General features: G+C 62.3%; 18 protein-coding genes. 7 read left to right on the forward strand and 11 right to left on the reverse strand.

Features of this window, described 5'->3' with window-relative positions; translation table 11 throughout:
* Position 1 precedes the first annotated feature (1 nt).
* The 5 genes from RWK44_RS25180 (at position 2) to RWK44_RS25200 (ending at position 5,271) form a co-directional block, all read left to right on the forward strand.
* Positions 2 to 859: a CheR family methyltransferase gene (locus RWK44_RS25180; protein ID WP_131641685.1), complete on the forward strand. Its 858-nt coding sequence runs from the start codon at positions 2 to 4 to the stop codon at positions 857 to 859.
* A gap of 61 nt (positions 860 to 920) precedes the next feature.
* The gene (locus tag RWK44_RS25185) at positions 921 to 2,018 is read left to right on the forward strand and encodes a protein-glutamate methylesterase/protein-glutamine glutaminase (protein WP_011653450.1); all 1,098 of its coding nucleotides are present in this window, start codon (positions 921 to 923) and stop codon (positions 2,016 to 2,018) included.
* A 201-nt stretch (positions 2,019 to 2,219) separates the two neighbouring features.
* A complete protein-coding gene (locus tag RWK44_RS25190) occupies positions 2,220 to 3,020 on the forward strand; it encodes an inositol monophosphatase family protein (RefSeq protein WP_029871935.1) in 801 nt (266 codons plus the stop codon).
* A 112-nt stretch (positions 3,021 to 3,132) separates the two neighbouring features.
* On the forward strand, positions 3,133 to 4,236 hold the full coding sequence (locus RWK44_RS25195; RefSeq protein WP_168271598.1) for a MotA/TolQ/ExbB proton channel family protein: 1,104 nt from the start codon (positions 3,133 to 3,135) through the stop codon (positions 4,234 to 4,236).
* Positions 4,237 to 4,239: 3 nt separating this feature from the next.
* Entirely contained in the window at positions 4,240 to 5,271 is a 1,032-nt protein-coding gene (locus RWK44_RS25200) for a peptidoglycan -binding protein (protein ID WP_131665530.1), read from the forward strand.
* Here RWK44_RS25200 and RWK44_RS25205 read toward each other — a convergent pair whose 3' ends face one another.
* The 5 genes from RWK44_RS25205 to RWK44_RS25225 form a co-directional block, all read right to left on the reverse strand.
* Positions 5,272 to 6,522, reverse strand: coding sequence for an RNA polymerase sigma factor (locus RWK44_RS25205; RefSeq protein ID WP_316029545.1), 1,251 nt, complete (start codon positions 6,520 to 6,522; stop codon positions 5,272 to 5,274).
* Positions 6,523 to 6,529: 7 nt separating this feature from the next.
* Positions 6,530 to 6,868 carry a YciI family protein gene (locus RWK44_RS25210; protein WP_168284261.1) on the reverse strand — a complete coding sequence of 113 codons (339 nt, stop codon included), beginning with the start codon at positions 6,866 to 6,868 and terminating at the stop codon, positions 6,530 to 6,532.
* A gap of 273 nt (positions 6,869 to 7,141) precedes the next feature.
* Positions 7,142 to 7,330, reverse strand: a complete 189-nt coding sequence (locus RWK44_RS25215) for a YegP family protein (protein WP_003542808.1) — start codon at positions 7,328 to 7,330, stop codon at positions 7,142 to 7,144.
* 174 nt (positions 7,331 to 7,504) lie between these two features.
* Positions 7,505 to 8,497, reverse strand: a complete 993-nt coding sequence (locus RWK44_RS25220) for a Bug family tripartite tricarboxylate transporter substrate binding protein (RefSeq protein ID WP_168284260.1) — start codon at positions 8,495 to 8,497, stop codon at positions 7,505 to 7,507.
* Positions 8,498 to 8,637: 140 nt separating this feature from the next.
* Complete coding sequence (locus RWK44_RS25225; RefSeq protein ID WP_168284259.1) at positions 8,638 to 10,440, reverse strand: ABC transporter transmembrane domain-containing protein; 1,803 nt, start codon at positions 10,438 to 10,440, stop codon at positions 8,638 to 8,640.
* A gap of 192 nt (positions 10,441 to 10,632) precedes the next feature.
* Here RWK44_RS25225 and rpmE point away from each other — a divergent pair, with 192 nt between their 5' ends.
* Positions 10,633 to 10,854, forward strand: coding sequence for a 50S ribosomal protein L31 (gene rpmE, locus RWK44_RS25230; protein WP_003542805.1), 222 nt, complete (start codon positions 10,633 to 10,635; stop codon positions 10,852 to 10,854).
* A 191-nt stretch (positions 10,855 to 11,045) separates the two neighbouring features.
* On the opposite strand, the gene rcdA is transcribed toward rpmE, so the two are convergent.
* The 3 genes from rcdA to RWK44_RS25245 form a co-directional block, all read right to left on the reverse strand.
* Positions 11,046 to 11,561 (reverse strand): protease adaptor protein RcdA, encoded by a 516-nt coding sequence (rcdA, locus tag RWK44_RS25235; protein ID WP_003542804.1) that lies wholly within the window; start codon positions 11,559 to 11,561, stop codon positions 11,046 to 11,048.
* Positions 11,562 to 11,952: 391 nt separating this feature from the next.
* Positions 11,953 to 12,144 (reverse strand): DUF1192 domain-containing protein, encoded by a 192-nt coding sequence (locus tag RWK44_RS25240; RefSeq protein WP_003542803.1) that lies wholly within the window; start codon positions 12,142 to 12,144, stop codon positions 11,953 to 11,955.
* Positions 12,145 to 12,165: 21 nt separating this feature from the next.
* Positions 12,166 to 13,464: an MFS transporter gene (locus tag RWK44_RS25245; protein ID WP_168284258.1), complete on the reverse strand. Its 1,299-nt coding sequence runs from the start codon at positions 13,462 to 13,464 to the stop codon at positions 12,166 to 12,168.
* A 172-nt stretch (positions 13,465 to 13,636) separates the two neighbouring features.
* Here RWK44_RS25245 and RWK44_RS25250 point away from each other — a divergent pair, with 172 nt between their 5' ends.
* The gene (locus RWK44_RS25250) at positions 13,637 to 13,801 is read left to right on the forward strand and encodes a hypothetical protein (protein WP_168271592.1); all 165 of its coding nucleotides are present in this window, start codon (positions 13,637 to 13,639) and stop codon (positions 13,799 to 13,801) included.
* A gap of 45 nt (positions 13,802 to 13,846) precedes the next feature.
* Here RWK44_RS25250 and RWK44_RS25255 read toward each other — a convergent pair whose 3' ends face one another.
* The 3 genes from RWK44_RS25255 to RWK44_RS25265 form a co-directional block, all read right to left on the reverse strand.
* Entirely contained in the window at positions 13,847 to 14,770 is a 924-nt protein-coding gene (locus RWK44_RS25255; RefSeq protein WP_316029546.1) for a PhzF family phenazine biosynthesis protein, read from the reverse strand.
* Positions 14,771 to 14,926: 156 nt separating this feature from the next.
* Positions 14,927 to 15,952, reverse strand: coding sequence for a class I fructose-bisphosphate aldolase (locus RWK44_RS25260; RefSeq protein ID WP_131665526.1), 1,026 nt, complete (start codon positions 15,950 to 15,952; stop codon positions 14,927 to 14,929).
* A gap of 225 nt (positions 15,953 to 16,177) precedes the next feature.
* Positions 16,178 to 17,380 (reverse strand): phosphoglycerate kinase, encoded by a 1,203-nt coding sequence (locus RWK44_RS25265; RefSeq protein ID WP_316029547.1) that lies wholly within the window; start codon positions 17,378 to 17,380, stop codon positions 16,178 to 16,180.
* Between the last annotated feature and the right edge of the window lie 20 nt (positions 17,381 to 17,400).

Here is a 17,400-nt window from a genome sequence, read left to right on the forward strand (position 1 = left end):
TATGAGTATGGCAGCAGCGGTGGAAACCCAATTGCCGGGCGACCGGATCAGCAAGCGCAATTTCGACAAGCTTGCCCGGTTCATCTACGACTATAGCGGCATCAAGATGCCGCCGACCAAGCTGACGATGCTCGAAGGGCGGCTGAGGCGCCGCCTTCGCGCAACCAACCACGCGACCTTCGACGACTATTGCGACTTCCTGTTCTATGAGGATGGCCTCGCCCAGGAAACCGTCTACCTGATCGACGTGGTGACGACCAACAAGACCGACTTCTTCCGCGAAGCCAAGCATTTCGACTATCTGCAGAGCGTGGCGTTGCCTGCGATCACCAACAGCGGCGTGCGGACCATCCGCACCTGGAGTGCGGCTTGCTCGACGGGGGCCGAACCCTACACGATGGCGATGGTGCTGGCGGAGTTCGCCGAAGGCCGCAACGACGTCTCCTACAGCGTAATGGCGACCGACCTTTCCACCGACGTGCTGCAGACGGCGCGCCGCGGCATCTATCCGGAAGACCTCATCGCACCCGTGCCGCGCGACCTGCAGCGCAAATACGTGCTGACGGCCAAGCAGCCGGGTCGGCGGGAGGTGCGCATTACGCCGAAACTGCGTAGCAAGATCGGTTTTGCCCGTATGAACCTGATGGACGAGAAATACCCGATCGGCGAGCCGATGCACGTCATCTTCTGCCGCAACGTGCTAATCTATTTCGACAAGCAGACTCAGGCTGGCGTTCTCAACCGTCTCTGTGATTGCCTGGCGAAGGGCGGCTACATGTTCATCGGCCATTCTGAATCGATCACCGGCTTCGATCTGCCGTTGAAGCAGGTCTCGAATACGGTGTTTCAGCGTATCTAAAGCGCATCGCGTCATCCCAAAACCGCTGCGCACTTCTGGACGGCATGCATTAGGGGTATTCATGGCTAAGAAAATCCGCGTTCTCATCATCGACGATTCCGCCAGCATCCGCCAGACGCTGACCCATGTGCTGGAGCAGGATCCCGATATCGAGATCATGGCGGTCGCATCCGACCCGTTCATGGCGGCGCGGAAGCTGCAGGAAGAGATCCCCGATGTCATCACGCTCGATGTGGAGATGCCGCGCATGGATGGCATCACCTTCCTGCGTAAGCTGATGTCGCAACGGCCGATCCCCGTCGTGATGTGCTCGTCGCTGACGGAGGCGGGATCGGAAACGCTGCTCCAGGCGCTGGAGGCCGGTGCCGTCGACGTCATCCTGAAATCGAAGATCGGCGCCGCCGACAGCCTTTCCGACGATGCGATGCGCATTCGCGAAGTCGTCAAGAGCGCCTCGCATGCACGGCTTTCCAACGTCCGCCGCGCCGCCGGAACCATCCGCTCTGCCTCAGTCGAAGGGCCGGCCAAGAAGCTGACGGCGGATGTGATGCTGCCGCCGCCGACGGGGCGGGCCATGGCGAAGACGACTGAGATGGTCGTCTGCGTCGGCGCCTCCACCGGCGGCACCGAAGCACTGCGCGAGTTCCTGGAGGAACTGCCGGCCAATGCGCCTGGCATGGTGATCGTCCAGCATATGCCGGAGAAATTCACCGCCGCCTTCGCCAAGCGGTTGAACGGGCTCTGCGAGGTCGAGGTCAAGGAGGCCGTCGATGGCGATCCGGTGCTGCGCGGCCATGTGCTGATCGCGCCAGGCGACAAGCACATGCTGCTCGAGCGCCAGGGTGCGCGCTACTATGTGAGCGTCAAGACCGGGCCGCTGGTGTCGCGACACCGGCCTTCCGTCGACGTACTTTTCCGCTCGGCGGCGCGCTCGGCCGGCTCGAACGCCATGGGGATCATCATGACCGGCATGGGCGACGACGGCGCGCGCGGCATGCTGGAAATGCACCAGGCCGGCGCCTACACGGTGGCGCAGGACGAGGCGAGTTCCGTTGTTTTCGGCATGCCGAAGGAGGCGATCGCCAAGGGCGGCGTCGACCGTATTCTGCCGCTCGATCAGATCGCTCGCGAAGTGCTGATAACGCAGCAGAAGTTCTGAGATCGATTTCGATGAAACGGAGCAATGTCGCCGGTTTCTGGCACCGCAGGGCAGCCATGCGTGCCTCCCCTTGAAATTTCCCTGATTTTGTGGTCTTGAGGCCGCCAATCTTCGCAGCGCTGCCTGTCATGCATGTTCAGGGACACTTCCCGCCCCTGGCAGCGCGCGCGCCCCGTATCAGTCCCAAGGAAAAATGCGCCGATGGCCCGTTCAGCTCTTCTCAATGTCATGGTTCAGGCTGCCCTCAAGGCAGGAAAGTCGCTGGGACGTGATTTCGGCGAAGTGCAGAACCTGCAGGTTTCCGTGAAGGGACCGGGCGACTTCGTTTCCACCGCCGATCGCAAGGCCGAAAAGATCGTCAAGGAAGAGCTGCTCAAGGCGCGTCCGACCTATGGCTTCCTCGGCGAGGAAAGCGAGGAAATCAAGGGCACCGACGGCGCGCATCGCTGGATCGTCGACCCGCTCGACGGCACGACGAACTTTTTGCATGGCATCCCGGCCTTCGCTGTCTCGATCGCGCTCGAACGCAATGGCGAGATCGTTGCCGCCGTCGTCTTCAATCCGGCGACCGACGAACTCTATACCGCCGAGCGCGGCGGCGGCGCCTTCCTCAACGACCGACGCCTGCGCGTCGCTGCGCGCCGGGCGCTGTCGGATTGCGTTATTGGCTGCGGCGTGCCGGCGCTCGGCAAGCGCAATCACGGCAAGTTCCTGGTCGAGCTTCGCCACGTGATGGGCGAAGTGGCGGGCATCCGGCGCCTGGGCTCGCCGACCCTCGACCTCGCCTATGTCGCGGCCGGACGTTTCGACGGTTTCTGGGAGGCCGAGCTTGCGCCGTGGGACATGGCGGCCGGCATCCTGCTCATCCGCGAAGCCGGCGGTTTCGCCACCGACTGGGACGGTGGCGCAACGATGCTGGAGAGCGGCACGATCGTCGCCGGCAACGAGATTATCCACAAGGCGCTGATCGAAGTCGTCAAGCGGCCGGTTCCCGCCAAGTGACCGAACGAAAATCTGGCTGTTGTAAAGTCACGGTTTTCTCCCCGGCATACTTCAATTCGGCACAATGTTGTTCTAGTCTCCGCCAGCAGGGAATCCGGAGGCTGCGTAACCTATGGAAAATGTGAATGTGGCGGAGATCGGCTCCACCGAAAAGACGGCGGGCACTTATGCCTACAGGCTTTCGAGCCCCATGCCCTTCCTCTGGACGATGCTGCTTTTCCTCGTCATCGTCGGTTTTATCGCCGCCATCCTCTTCCGGCAGACGCAAACCGCCTTCATGCACAATCCGGGCCTCAACGGCCTGATCGTCGGCGTTCTCGCGGTCGGAATCATCCTTGTTTTCAATCATGTACTAGCGCTTCGACCCGAGGTGCGCTGGTTTAATTCCTTCCGCGCCGCCGGCAGCGCCGACAAGGTCAACCGCAATCCGCGGCTGCTTGCGCCAATGCGGGCGCTGCTCGGCAGCCGCAAGTCCTCGCTGGCACTGTCGACGACGGCGCTGCGCTCGATCCTCGATTCGATCGCCACCCGCCTCGACGAATCGCGCGACGTTTCGCGCTACCTGATCGGCCTCTTGGTCTTCCTCGGCCTGCTCGGCACATTCTGGGGCCTCATCGGCACGATCGGTTCGATTAGCATTGTCATCCAGTCCCTCGATGCCGGCTCGAACGGCACCGGAGACGTGCTCTCGGCGCTGAAGGAAGGGCTTTCCACGCCGCTTTCGGGCATGGGCCAGGCCTTCTCCTCCTCGCTGCTCGGCCTTTCCGGTTCGCTCATTCTCGGCTTCCTCGACCTGCAGGCCGGCCGCGCGCAAAACCGCTTCTACATGGAGCTGGAAAACTGGCTGTCTTCGGTCACGGATGTCGGCTCCGATCTTGCCCCAGCTCTCGAGGCCGTTTCCGGCGCTTCCTCGGACGACATGCGCGCGCTCTCCGATTATCTGCGTAAGGTCTCCGAAGAGGGCGGCGCCGGCAGCCAGCGCTCCGTCGCCGCCATGGCAAGCCTTGCCGAAGGCATTCAGGGCCTCGTCAAGAACATGCGCAACGAGCAGCAGATGCTGCGCGACTGGATCGAGGCGCAGCAGGACGAGGCCAAGGCGATGCGTCGCACGCTCGACCGGCTTGCCGAACGCATCGGCGTGCAGGAGCGCGGCGGCGAGAGGGGCGAGCGTTTGCGCGACCGCGCCAGCCAGGCAGAAAAGAGCGAGGGCAAGTAAGCCATGGCTCTTGCCCGCAACCGGCGCCGCGAACGCACGGTGGATTACTGGCCGGGTTTCGTCGACGCGCTGTCGACGCTGCTCATTTCCATCATGTTCCTGCTGACGGTTTTCGTCGTCGGGCAGTTCATCCTCAGCCGCGAGATCAGCGGACGCGATGAGGTGCTAAGTCGTCTCAACAGCCAGATCAACGAGCTGACGCAGCTTCTCGCGCTCGAAAAGGGCAGCAACCAGGATCTCCAGGATTCGGTCGCCAATCTGCAGGCCTCGCTTGCCACCGCCGAAGGTGACCGGTCGCGGCTGCAGGCGCTGCTGAATGCCGGTTCGGGCGGTCAGGATGCGGCGCAAAAGCGGATCGGCTCGATGACGCAGGAGCTCGACGAGCAGAAGCAGGTGAGCGAGCGGGCGCTCAGCCAAGTCGAGCTCCTGAACCAGCAGATCGCAGCGCTTCGCAGCCAGATTGCCGCCGTCGAAGCAGCCCTTCAGGCGTCGGAGGAGAAAGATCGAGTCTCGCAGACCAAGATCGCCGACCTCGGCAGCCGCCTCAATGTGGCGCTCGCCGCGCGCGTCCAGGAGTTGAACCGCTACCGTTCCGACTTCTTCGGCCGGTTGCGCGAGATTCTTTCGGACCGCGAGAATATCCGCATCGTCGGCGATCGGTTCGTCTTCCAGTCGGAGGTGCTGTTTCCCTCGGGCGGTGCCGATCTCAACCCGGAGGGGCAGACCGAGATGGCGAAGCTTGCTACCGCCCTTCTCGATCTCGCCAAGGAAATTCCGCCCGAGATCAACTGGGTGCTGCGCGTCGATGGCCATACCGACAATGTGCCGCTTGGCGGAACGGGCCGCTATCGCGACAATTGGGAACTCTCCTCGGCGCGCGCGATTTCGGTCGTGAAATTCCTGATCGCACAGGGCGTGCCGGCCGACCGGCTGGTTGCCGCAGGCTTCGGCGAATTCCAGCCGATCGCGCCTGGCGATACGCCGGATGCGCGCTCTACCAACCGCCGCATCGAGCTGAAGCTGACCGAGAAATGATTAACTTGATATCGCCTGCCGCGCTTCCTTTAGTCGGCCGGTGAGAAAATCGCGCACGGCGGGGCTGTCGCTAAGGCCGATGGCTGTCATATAGGCATCGGCTGCCGCGGTATCATCGCCGGCCTGGGTCAGGAGAAAGGCACGCACCGCCCAGTAGGGCTGGTAGCTTGCGATGTCGCGCGGATCGAGCTTGTCGAGCCGCTCCAGGCCGGCAGCGGCGCTCAGGGCCCTGCCGATCACCGCAGCCTGGCTGACACGCGCACCCAGCGTCGGCTTCATCATCACCAGCGCTGCGTAGAGTGTCGTCAGCGCCTGCCAGTCGGTCGCTCCCGACAGCCGGCGCGCTGCATGCACGGATTGGATCGCCGCCTGGCACTGGAAGGGGCCGAAACGATCGAAGCCGCTGGCCTTGCGCAGCAGTGCATCCGCCTCGGCAATCATGATCGCGTTCCACGCGGCCGCGTCCTGCTCGTCCAGCGGCACATATCGGCCGCTATCGTCGCGCCGGGCGTTGCGGCGGGCTTCGCAGTGGAGCATCAGCGACAGCAGGCCGATCGCTTCCGGTTCATCCGGCAGCACCGCCAGAAGCGCGCGGCCGAGCCAGATCGCCTCGCCGGCGAGCGAATGACGCTCTTCCTCGCCGTCGAGACCGTCCCAGCCAAGACCGTAGGCCGCGTAGATCGCCGAAAGCACCGTGGCGAGCCGCCCGGGCAAGGCGGGGCGAGGCGGAACGGCGAAGGGAATGCCGGCATCGCGGATCTTCACCTTGGCTCGCACCAGCCGCTGGCTCATTGTTTCCGGCGAAACGACGAAGGTCCGTGCGATGGTTCTCGCCTCGATGCCGAGAACGGTCTGCAGCATCAGCGCCGTATGCACGGAGCTGTCGATGGCGGGATGGGTGCAGGCGAAGAGCAGTTTGAGCCGCTCATCGGGAAAGACGGCACTGCCGGCCGCATTCATGCGTTCTTCCGCCTCCTCGAAGGCGACCGATATCGTCGTTTGTGCATTGGCCTCGACAGTGCGGTGGCGAGCAGCCTGCATGAGGTTGCGGCGGGCAGCCACCAGCAGCCAGGCTTCCGGATTGCCAGGAATGCCGCGCTCCGGCCAGACGCGAAGCGCCGAAGCCAGCGCTTCCGACAATGCATCTTCTGCCGCCGGCACGTCGCGCGAGCGGGCGGCGAGAAAGGCGATCAGTTTGCCGTAGGACTGACGCGCCACCTTTTCGGCAGCGCGTCCGGCATCGGGCGGCATGACCACCTCACATCTGCAGGCGCGGGCGCACCTCGACCGAACCCTTGTCGGAGATCGGAACCCGGGTTGCCCATTCGAGCGCAGTGTCCATGTCGGGGACGTCGATCAGATAGAAGCCGCCAAGCTGTTCCTTGCCGTCCGGATAGGGGCCGTCCTGCACATCGTGGTCCTCGCCTTTGCGGCGCACGATCGTGCCGGTCTCCGGGCCTGTCAGCCCGGCGCCGCCAGTCATGACCCCTGCCTGAGCGAGCGCCTGGCTGTAGGCGACCCAGCCGTCGCGATAGGCGGGATCGCTGCGGCGGGCGAAATCCTCGGCGGCTTCGCGAATGATGAGAGCATATTGCATGGAAAACTCCTGATCTCGTTGCTGACGTTGATCCGGGCATGCCGGCATCGGGGACCGATATCCCGAAAGCCGTGAAGCCCGGCGGAGCGGCGGAGCCGTTCCAAAACAATGAGGCGCGGCCACCGGTCTTTTCGACATGGCTTTCAAAAAAAATACGCGAAAAAGAAAAATGGCGCCGAAAATCGCAAGCAAGCGGGCCGGGCTCAAAGGCACCGGCGCTGCTTACGGGCGCGAAAGGGCAGGGCGGCAATTACGCCGCCGCTGCCGGTCTGCTCAGGATTCGGCCTTCGTCTGATCGACGATCTCGGCGCTTGGCGTGTTCTTCTTGATCGATTCGATGGCACTCATGGCGGACGCCTTGGCCTTGTAGCCCTCGGAGGAGAACATGGCTTCCCCGTTCGATGCTTTGAAGCGGAAGCGGAACTCCCCGCCCTTATCCTTATAGACTTCGAATTTATACATAGATGTCTCCCGAAATCCCAAAACGCTGAATTGCAACCATCAGCTTAGCGGAAGCTAGATCAAAATGGCGAGCTTTTCCACTGCCTTAATCAGGATTGGGTTGCTTAGCGTCCAATCGTCACCGTTTCCATTGGACGCAAGCGAATGAGGGCGCCGGCGCCTATACAGTCTGGGTCACTCCATCTGGATGTTCGCGCCCTTGACGACCGGTCCCCATTTGGCGAGTTCGGCCTTCACATGGGCGGCGAGTTCCTCCGGCGTTGAGCCGACGATGGTGGCGCTGAATTCTTTCATCCGTTCCGCGACGGCTGGGTCGGCGAGCGCCTTTTTAGCCGAGGCGTTGAGGCGCGTCACGACCTCGCTGGGCGTCTTGGCCGGGGCGAAAAGCGCGTTCCAAGTATAGGTCTCGTAACCTGGAATGCCTGACTCGGCGACGGTCGGTACGTCGGCGAAGGAGGGCGCGCGCTCGGCCGTGGTCACCGCCAGCGCCCGCAAAGTGCCGGCCTTGATGTGGCTCGACGAGGAGGGCAGGTTGTCGAACATGATCGGCACCTGGTTGCCGATGACGTCGTTCAATGCCGGACCGGCACCCTTATAGGGGATGTGCTGCATGCTGACGCCGGCCATGGACTTGAAGAGTTCGCCGGAAAGATGCAAAGGCGTGCCGTTGCCCGATGAGGCGTAGCTGTATTTGTCGGGTTCGGCCTTCAGCAGGGCGACCAGTTCCTGCACGGTCTTTGCGGGCAGTTCCGGATTGACGACCAGCACATTCGGCACGACGACAAGCAGCGAGATCGGTGCGAAATCCTTTTCGGCGTCATATGGCGTCGATTTCAGGATCAGCGGATTGAGGGCATGGGTCGCGACCGTGCCCATCAGGATGGTGTAGCCGTCCGGTTCGGCGCGGGCGACGTTACCGGCGCCGAGATTGCCGCCGGCGCCGGCGACGTTCTGGACGATCACCTGTTGGCCGAGATCCTCCGACATCTTCTGCGCGACGATGCGGGCGACGACATCGGTCGAGCCGCCGGCCGCGAAGGGCACGACCATGGTGATGGCGCGATCGGGAAAATCCGCAGCGGTGGCAGAGGCGCCGGCGGCAATGGCCGCAAGCATACCGAAACCGAGCGCAAGGCCCGCACGTCGCGTCATATCGGAAAGCGCCATTCCTATCTCCTCAAGGATTTCAGCAGCAATATCCCCACCCGGGGAATGAAGAGCTTAGGGCAGGACGCGCGAAAGACAACCGCAGAGAAGCGCGGCGGGTTCAAACTTTAGTCGCTGTTGGCGGGAGAAGTGCGCGCCGGCTATTTCGCGGCAGCGAGCACATCCTCGTTGGCGGCGTCGAATTGCAGCCGCGCCAGCCGCGCATAGATGCCGCCATGGCGGATCAGGCTCTGATGCGTGCCCTCCTCGACGACCCGGCCCTGATCCATGACGAGAATGCGGTCGGCTTTCAGCACCGTTGCCAGGCGATGGGCGATGACGAGCGTCGTGCGGCCGTCCACCAGACCGTCAAGCGCCTTTTGCACCAGCGTCTCGCTTTCGGCGTCAAGCGCGGAGGTTGCCTCGTCAAGCAGCAGCACGGGCGCGTTCTTCAGGATGGCGCGGGCAATGGCGATGCGTTGGCGCTGGCCGCCGGAGAGCGTGATGCCGCGTTCGCCGACCTCGGTCTCATAGCCCTGGTCCAGCCGGGCGATGAATTCGTCGGCCTGCGCGGCAAGGGCTGCGGCGCGGACCTCGTCACGCGAGGCGCCGGGACGGCCGAAGGCGATGTTGTCATGGATCGAGGCGGCAAAGATGGTGACGTCCTGCGGCACGATGGCGATGCGCTTGCGCAGTTCATCAGGCGTTGTCAGCTGCGCGTCGACACCGTCGATCTTCACGCTGCCCTGCTGCGGATCGTAGAAGCGCAGCAGCAGCGAGAATACGGTGCTCTTGCCGGCACCGGAAGGGCCGACGATGGCGACGGTCTCACCTGGCGTGATCGCAAAGCTTAAGCCATACAGCGCCGATTTGCCGGGGCGCGAGGGATAGGCAAAGTGCACGCCGGAAAATTCGACACGGCCACGGCTGGGCGACGGAAGCGGCTCAGGGCTGGCGGGGGCTGTAATCGGCGAGACCTCGTCGAGAAGCTCGGTCAGCCGGTCTGCAGCACCGGCTGCCTGCGAGAGTTCACCCCAGACCTCCGACAGCGCACCCAGCGAACCGGCGGAGATGACGGCATAGAGCAGGAACTGGCCGAGCGTGCCGGCCGAAAGCGTGCCGGCAAGCACGCTGTGGGCGCCGAACCAGAGCACGGCGACAACGCTGCCGAAGATCAGCGTGATGGCGATTCCGGTTAGCAGTGCGCGCGAGCGGATGGCGGCCCGGGCCGCCTCATAGGCAGATTCGACGGCGGTGCCGTAGCGCGTCGCTGCGGCATCCTCGCCGTTGAAGGCCTGGACGGTGCGGGTTGCGCCAATCGTCTCGTTGGCGAAGGCGGAGGCATGAGCCAGCGTATCCTGGGCGGCACGCGAGCGCTTGCGCACCGAGCGGCCGAAGGCGACGAGCGGGAAGACGATCAATGGGATCGCTCCGATAACGAGGCTCGAAAGCTTCGGCGAGGTGACGATCATCATGCCCATGGCGCCGATACAGAGGATGAAGTTCCTCAGCGCTACCGAGGCGGTGGCGCCGACGGCGGACTTGATCTGCGTCGTATCGGCGGTCAGCCGCGAGACGATCTCGCCGGATTGGTTGACGTCGAAGAAGGAGGGTGACAGCCTGGTCACATGGGAAAAGACGTCGCGGCGAAGATCGGCGACGATGCGCTCGCCGATGGTGATGACGAAATAATAGCGCAGCGCGCTGGCGACCGCGAGCACGATGGCCATGACCATCAGCATGGCGAAGTAGCTGTTGATGAAGCGGCCGTCGGACTGGGTGAAGCCGTGATCGATCATGCGACGCACGGCGAGCGGCAGCGCCAGCGAGGTGATGGCGGCAAGCGCCAGCGACATCAGCGCACCGGCCACCAGGCCGCGATAACGCATGACATAGGGCGTCAGCCTGCCGAGCGATCGCAGCGATCGCGTCTTGTTTTCCTCAGCCCGTGCCTGCTTTGCCAAATCGTCTCCGATCGCCCGCAGGACCCGCGCAATGCGGCCTGTTGGCTCTTGTTATCTAGGCGTCCTTCATGTATAGGCACCGCATCCTAATGGGAAGCCGTAGCCATCCGACTGCGGCTTCATTTATTCAATCGGTTCGTTGGCCGCAACTGCATGCGGCAAATTGAACTCCGGTATCGCAGGAAGATTGTTATGAAGGCAGGCATCCATCCCGAATATCACATGATCAAGGTGGTCATGACCGATGGCACTGAGTACGAAACCCGCTCGACCTGGGGTTCGGAAGGCGCTGTCATGAACCTCGAAATCGATTCCAAGTCGCATCCGGCCTGGACGGGCGGCAACCAGCAGCTCATGGACCGCGGTGGCCGCGTCTCCAAGTTCAACAAGCGTTTCGGCGGCCTCGGCCTCTAATCGCTTTTGCTCGACGGAATTTGAAGAGCCCGGTTTCGCCGGGCTTTTTTGCGTTCGCAATAGCTTACAGCGCCGCGCGTCTTTTCGGACGTGCAAAGGACGCTCCAAGGATGCCGGTGTTGAGCGGCAAAACAAAAAAAACCGGCCGCGTAAGACGCAGCCGGTTTGTATTCGAATTCTTGCAAGTCCGGTCAGTTGTTGCCGAAGGCGGTCTGCAACAGGGAAAGCTGGGCCTGGACGCTGTTCTGATTGTCATGAACAATCACCGCTTCGGACGGGCGGTAGATCTCGCGGTCAAGCAGGGCAATGCGGTTCTGCAGACGCAGCGAGCGTTCGACGAGGTCGCGGAAGGATTCTGGCAGGTCGCCCCAGCCGGGTGCGGCGCGGTCGACGTTGAAGCCGTCGAGGCGAACCTTGTTCTTTTCAGCCAGCACCTGGTCACGGGACATTTCGCCATTGTTGACGGCGCGCTGCAACAGCAGCCAGGAGGCCATCTGCATCAGGCGGGTGGTGAGACGCATCGATTCCGCGGCGTAGAGAACCGAAGCCATCCGCGGCAGAACCTTGGAAGCGGCGCGGCCCTGACCGTCGAGATAGGCGGCAGTCTCTTCGACCAGCGACATGCCTTCCGCATAAAGTGCCTTGAACTGCGAGGATGCAGCGGCGCGGCCTGCAAAACTGATCGTGTTCAATCCAACTTCCGACATCGCTATAGTCCCTGTTCGCACGCAGCTACATATATTCAGGTAACGCCGGCACCGACGTAAAAGTTTCCAGGGCCGGTCTTTATGACTTTAAGATGGTATCATTAGCCCAAATGCGCAAGCCGTTTCTTAAGAAAGGGTTAATCTCCACAGTTTCGTGGAAGTGCGCCGGCCATAGGAAAAAGAAGAGCCGCAAACGCGGCTCTCAAGGTAAAACAGGGAGAAAAATCAGACCAATTCACCGCTTGGAAAACTGTCTGAGATCCAGAGGAAATCCGGATGAATACAGTAATACCTTATAAAGCTTAATATTTTATTAACATTGTGCCAGATTAAGACTTGAGGCGTGTTATTTTATCCGCCTATAGCCTTGTTTTTCGGGGTTTTTATCGGATCACGAGCGGAAGAAGCTTTCCGCCGCCTGCCGCCCGGAGGCTTTGCGGGCAGCCTCGGCCTCGAGACGGGCGATCTCCGTCTTCAGCAATTCCACCCGCGCCTTCAATTCGTCGACCGAAAGCATGGAGAGATCGGCGCCGATCTCGTGGGCGACTTTCTTCTGCGGCCGGTCATCATCGATGAAGCTCATGGTTCGTCCTCCGTTCGCTGCCTAACCAAACTTTACAGCAGGATCGTCGCTTTCGGGAGACTTTCCGGTTTCGGGAGGTTTGCCGGCGCCGCGATCGGCAAGCGACATGCTTTCCGGTGTCAGGATCGCCGAGGTGCCGGTCGGGATCGTCGTGTAGGCGTCGCGGTCGCTGGCGGGGACCGCGGCGCGGATGCGGCTCCTGATGATGGCATAAACGGTGATCAGCACATGGGCGACGGCGGTAACGAGGAAAAGCGCATGCGGAGTGATCGCCGACATGACGGGACCGCTGAGCGTCGGGCCGATCACCGTGCCGATGCCATAGAGCAGCAGCAGGCCGCCCGAGACCTTGACGAAGTCCTCCGATGCCGCGAAGTCGTTCGCGTGGGCGACGGCGATCGGATAGAGCGTATTCGCCACGGCGCCGTAAAGGACGACGAGCCCGATCAGCAAGGTGGGGGACGTCGGGTGGAGTAGAAAGATCAGCAGGCCGGCAAGGGCGGCGATCCCCGACATGGCAGCGAGCACGTAGCGCCGGTCGATGCGATCGGAAAGCCGGCCGGCCGGCAGCTGCATCACCGCCCCGGCGAAGATGGTGGCGCTCATCATGACGGCGATGCTGGTGTCGGAGAGGCCGGCGCCGGCGCCGAAGACGGCGCCGAGCGTGCCGTAGGCACCGTTGGCGATGCCGACGAGCAAGATGCCGAGGCAGGAGACCGGCGAGTTGCGATAGAGCGCCGGCAGGTCGAGGCGCACCGCCTTCAACGGCTGCGGCGAAGCGGCGGTCGACAGCGTCGTCGGCAGCATGGCGATGCAATAGAAGATGCCGCAGATCATGAAGAGAACCGGTGTGCGCACATCCTCGAGCGGGATCATCATCTGGCCGCCGACGACGCCAATGAGTGTGATGCCGATATAAAGCGAGAAGATCATGCCGCGGCTCTCGTTGCTGGCGCGCTCGTTCAGCCAGCTTTCGATGATCATCGACGTGCCGGCGGTGGAGAAGCCGGTGACGGCGCGCAGGACCACCCACCAGACCGGATCGATGATGATGCCGCTGACCAACGCGATGATGGCGATGATCGAGATGAAGCCGGAAAAGGCACGCACATGGCCGACGCGGCGGACGATCTTCGGAGCAACCAGGCAGCCGATGACGAAGCCCCCGGCCCATGAGGTGCCGAGCAGGCCAAGCGTCGTCGTTCCGTAGCCTTCGAGATTGCCGCGCACCGGAAGCAGGATGCCCTGCAGGCCGTTGCCCATGAAAAGGAAGAGCGTGCCAAAGAGCAGCGCGGCGACGGACAGCAGATTTCTCTTCATTTCCCCAGACTCAGTCTTAGCGATTTGCAATGACATAAGGCAGGACCTGCGTCAGCCCAGCCTCAAGATGATTGATTGTGCCCCGGAATGTCTTTACGGCGTGTCGAGATCCTCTTGTTCGCGCGGAAAAATGTCCGTCCTGTGACATTCCGAAAAACGGAAAAAATAAAGCATGACAAAGCTGATAGCCTTGCTGCTCATCCTTGCCATGGCGATACAAGTGATCAAGCCGCTCGGGCTTCCCGGCCTCAGGCGGCGAATGGATTTCTGGAAGCTCGCGCTGATCGCTTTCGCCGTCTGGGCAATGGCTCTGCTTTCGCGCGATTTCCTGATGTAGCCCCGGATTACGTGTAACGCATGGGTACGGTCCGGGCTGCGACCGTCAGTCTTGCAAGCTAATTTCGCCGCGCATGACGGAAACGCAGCCTCCCGAGATGACGACATCGGTGACGATGCCGTTGGATTTCACGATATCAAGGGTGATGACGCTGCGGCGGCCCATTTCGACGCCCTGTTCAATGGTGATGCCGACGTTCATATCGGCCTCCGGCGCAAGCGAGACGAGATAGGCGCCAAGCGCGGCTGAAGCGCTGCCCGTTGCCGGATCCTCGGGCACATTGTCGAGGGGCGCGAACATGCGGGCGCGAATATTCCATGGATTTTCGGCTGTCCTCACATAAAGGAAGAGCGAGAAGTCGTGGCCGCTGGTCGTCTGGCGGCCGGCAGCTGCCTGGAACCCGGCAAGGTTTGAGCGGACGGCGGCCAGCGCCTCGAGCCCGTTCACTTCTGCAACGGCGAAATTCAGGCCGACGGATGCAAAGACCGGGGCATGGGTGGTGCTGACGATGACACTGGGATCGAGCGAGACGCAGCCGGCGATGGTTTCCGCGGCGATGGTGTCGCCGATCGTCAGCGGCTGCGGCGCGCGGATGGCGGCAGCAGCAACCTTTCCGCCGCTGCGTTTCAGGCTGATTTCGACGATGCCGGCCTTTTCTTCGAAACGCAGCGTATCGCCGACCGGCTTGCCGAAAATCTCCGCCTGCTGGCCGAGCACATAGGCGGTGCCGACGTTCGGATGGCCGGCAAAGGGTATTTCCATCGTCGGGGTGAAGATGCGCACGCGGGCGGAATTTTGCGGGTCTTCTGGCGGCAGGACGAAGGTGACTTCGGAATAATTGAACTCGGTGGCGATCTTTTGCATCGCCGCATCGCTCAGACCGCGCGCATCAGAGATGACGGCAAGCGGATTGCCCTCGAAGCGAGTGGAGGTGAAGACATCGACGGTGACGTAGGAGAGGGTGTTCATGGCGACTCCCGTTGTGACAGGGCGCTATGAGTAATCACGGTTTTTCGCGGAACGAAGCGGTTTCTTGTCGCCGTGACAATGAGAGGGAAGGAAACGGCAGAGAGGGCAGGAAGCTGCGTTCGCAGCTCCCTGCCCAAAGTTCAAAGCTCCAAAAATTCAGGCGGCCTTTTCCAGGTCTTTCTTCCAGTTGCCCTTGGCGGCAAGGCTGTTCATCTCGGCGCGGTGGGTGAACTCGCGCTGGCCGGCAGCGACGTTTTCCTGCTTGCCGTTCCAGGCCCTGAGCGCGCTGTCCTGCAGGGCGCGGCCGTAGGAGAAGGTGACGAACCAGGGCAGGTCGCCGCTGGCATTGATCGCCGAAAGATGGGCTGTCGCCTCTTCGGTCGTCTGGCCGCCGGAGAGGAAGGCGATGCCGGGAACGGCGGGCGGAACGGTCGCCTTCAGCACCTTGACGGTGCGTTCGGCAACTTCCGCGACCGAGGCCTTGCGAGCGTTCTTGCCGTCGATCACCATGTTCGGCTTGAGGATCATGCCTTCGAGGTTGACGCGGGCCTCGGCCAGTTCCTCGAAAACGATGCGCAGCGTGGATTCGGTCACTTGGGCACAGCGGTCGATATTGTGGTCGCCCGGTTTGCCGTCCATCAGGCATTCCGGTTCGACGATCGGAACGATCCCGGCCTCCTGGCAAAGTGCGGCATAACGAGCAAGCGCCTGAGCGTTGGCGCGGACGGAACCGCGGGTCGGCAAGGTCGACGAGATGGCGATGACGCCGCGCCATTTGGCGAAGCGGGCGCCGGCATCATAATATCTGGCAAGGCGCTCGCCGAGACCGTCGAGGCCTTCGGTAATGGTTTCAGCGGGATATTTGGCCATCGGCTTGGCCCCGGTATCGACCTTGATGCCGGGGATGGCACCGGCGGCGCGGATGATATCGACGAAGGGCGTGCCGTCCGCAGCCTTCTGGAACAACGTCTCTTCGAAGAGGATGACGCCGGAGATATATTTCTTCATCGCCTCGTCGGAGCGGAAGAGCATTTCCCGGTAGTCCCGCCGGCTCGTTTCGGTCGAGTCGAGGTTGATCGTGTCGAAACGCTTCTTGATGGTGGAGGTCGATTCATCGGCGGCGAGCAGCCCCCGGCCGCCCGTAACCATCTGCACTGCAATGTCTTCCAGTCGTTCGCTCATTTCGTTCTCTCCACAACAATAAACATCGGCACTTCAGGAATATAGAACGCGGATAACAGAAGTTTATAGCGAGGAAAATGGAAGGCTAAGTCATTGAAACGATTGAATTCAATTCAATCGTTTGAAAATTTGGGATTTTTTTCATCCGCTGAGCAAAAGACCGCGGAAGCTGTTTTTCTTCCACGGTCTATCCACATGTAAAATCTGCGGAATCAGTCGCGCCGACTATCCGGCGGCGTTGAGGACGGCGACGCCGGGAAGCTCTTTGCCTTCCATCCATTCGAGGAAGGCGCCGCCGGCGGTCGAGACATAGGTGAAATCGTCGGCAACGCCAGCATGGTTGAGCGCCGAGACGGTATCGCCGCCGCCGGCAACGGAGGTGAGCTTGCCGGCTACGGTGCGCCCAGCGGCGTATTTCGCGGCAGCGACCGTCGCGGTATCAAAGGGTTCGATCTCGAAGGCGCCGAGCGGGCCGTTCCAGACCAGGGTTGCGGCGCGCTCGATCCAGGCATTGATGGCCTCAACGGATTTCGGGCCGACATCGAGCACCATGGCATCGGCAGGAATGGCGTTGATATCGACCGTCTCGTTGGCGGCGCCCGCCTTGAACTCGCGGGCGATCACGCCATCGTCCGGCAGGATGATGGCGCAGCCGGCGGTGGCCGCCTCGATCATGATCTGCTTGGCGGTTTCGGCGAGATCATGTTCGCAGAGTGACTTGCCGACATTGGTGCCGCGGGCGGCGATGAAGGTATTGGCCATGCCGCCGCCGATGACGAGCGCATCGACCTTCTTCACGAGGTTCATCAACAGGTCGATCTTGGTGGAGACCTTGGCGCCGCCGACGATCGCGACGACAGGGCGAGCGGGATCACCGAGGCCCTTTTCCAGTGCTTCCAGCTCGGCCTGCATGGTGCGGCCGGCATAGGCCGGCAGGTGGTGGGCAAGACCCTCGGTCGAGGCATGGGCGCGGTGGGCGGCCGAAAAGGCGTCGTTGACGTAGATGTCGCCGTTGGCGGCAAGCGCCTTGGTGAAGTCGGAGTCGTTGTTTTCCTCGCCCTTGTGGAAGCGGGTGTTTTCCAGAAGCAGGATATCGCCGTCATTCATCGCGGCAACGGCGGAGGCGGCGGCTTCGCCGATGCAGTCGGAGGCCGTCAGCACGGCATGATCAAGCACTTCCTCGACGGAAGGGGCGATCAGCGACAGCGACAGCTCCGGCGAAGGGCCATCCTTCGGCCGGCCAAAATGGGCCAGCAGGATCACCTTGGCACCCTTTTCGGACAATTCGAGGATCGTCGGCGCCACACGCTCGATGCGCGTCACATCGGTGACCTTGCCGTCTTTCACCGGGACGTTGAGGTCGACGCGGACGAGAACGCGCTTGCCGCGGATGTCGGAAAGATCGTCGAGGGTCTTGAAAGAAGGCATGGGGAGGATCCTGTCGTGGT

It is taken from the genome of Rhizobium sp. 25PS6, assembly GCF_032464655.1.
Classification (GTDB): domain Bacteria; phylum Pseudomonadota; class Alphaproteobacteria; order Rhizobiales; family Rhizobiaceae; genus Rhizobium; species Rhizobium laguerreae.

What these genes read in the sequence shown, in the direction of transcription:
- RWK44_RS25180 (WP_131641685.1), top strand. Translation starts at nt 2, where the DNA reads ATGAGTATGGCAGCAGCGGTGGAAACCCAATTGCCGGGCGACCGGATC.
- RWK44_RS25185 (WP_011653450.1), top strand. Translation starts at nt 921, where the DNA reads ATGGCTAAGAAAATCCGCGTTCTCATCATCGACGATTCCGCCAGCATC.
- RWK44_RS25190 (WP_029871935.1), top strand. Translation starts at nt 2,220, where the DNA reads ATGGCCCGTTCAGCTCTTCTCAATGTCATGGTTCAGGCTGCCCTCAAG.
- RWK44_RS25195 (WP_168271598.1), top strand. Translation starts at nt 3,133, where the DNA reads ATGGAAAATGTGAATGTGGCGGAGATCGGCTCCACCGAAAAGACGGCG.
- RWK44_RS25200 (WP_131665530.1), top strand. Translation starts at nt 4,240, where the DNA reads ATGGCTCTTGCCCGCAACCGGCGCCGCGAACGCACGGTGGATTACTGG.
- RWK44_RS25205 (WP_316029545.1), bottom strand. Translation starts at nt 6,522, where the DNA reads ATGCCGCCCGATGCCGGACGCGCTGCCGAAAAGGTGGCGCGTCAGTCC.
- RWK44_RS25210 (WP_168284261.1), bottom strand. Translation starts at nt 6,868, where the DNA reads ATGCAATATGCTCTCATCATTCGCGAAGCCGCCGAGGATTTCGCCCGC.
- RWK44_RS25215 (WP_003542808.1), bottom strand. Translation starts at nt 7,330, where the DNA reads ATGTATAAATTCGAAGTCTATAAGGATAAGGGCGGGGAGTTCCGCTTC.
- RWK44_RS25220 (WP_168284260.1), bottom strand. Translation starts at nt 8,497, where the DNA reads ATGGCGCTTTCCGATATGACGCGACGTGCGGGCCTTGCGCTCGGTTTC.
- rpmE (WP_003542805.1), top strand. Translation starts at nt 10,633, where the DNA reads ATGAAGGCAGGCATCCATCCCGAATATCACATGATCAAGGTGGTCATG.
- rcdA (WP_003542804.1), bottom strand. Translation starts at nt 11,561, where the DNA reads ATGTCGGAAGTTGGATTGAACACGATCAGTTTTGCAGGCCGCGCCGCT.
- RWK44_RS25240 (WP_003542803.1), bottom strand. Translation starts at nt 12,144, where the DNA reads ATGAGCTTCATCGATGATGACCGGCCGCAGAAGAAAGTCGCCCACGAG.
- RWK44_RS25245 (WP_168284258.1), bottom strand. Translation starts at nt 13,464, where the DNA reads ATGAAGAGAAATCTGCTGTCCGTCGCCGCGCTGCTCTTTGGCACGCTC.
- RWK44_RS25250 (WP_168271592.1), top strand. Translation starts at nt 13,637, where the DNA reads ATGACAAAGCTGATAGCCTTGCTGCTCATCCTTGCCATGGCGATACAA.
- RWK44_RS25255 (WP_316029546.1), bottom strand. Translation starts at nt 14,770, where the DNA reads ATGAACACCCTCTCCTACGTCACCGTCGATGTCTTCACCTCCACTCGC.
- RWK44_RS25260 (WP_131665526.1), bottom strand. Translation starts at nt 15,952, where the DNA reads ATGAGCGAACGACTGGAAGACATTGCAGTGCAGATGGTTACGGGCGGC.
- RWK44_RS25265 (WP_316029547.1), bottom strand. Translation starts at nt 17,380, where the DNA reads ATGCCTTCTTTCAAGACCCTCGACGATCTTTCCGACATCCGCGGCAAG.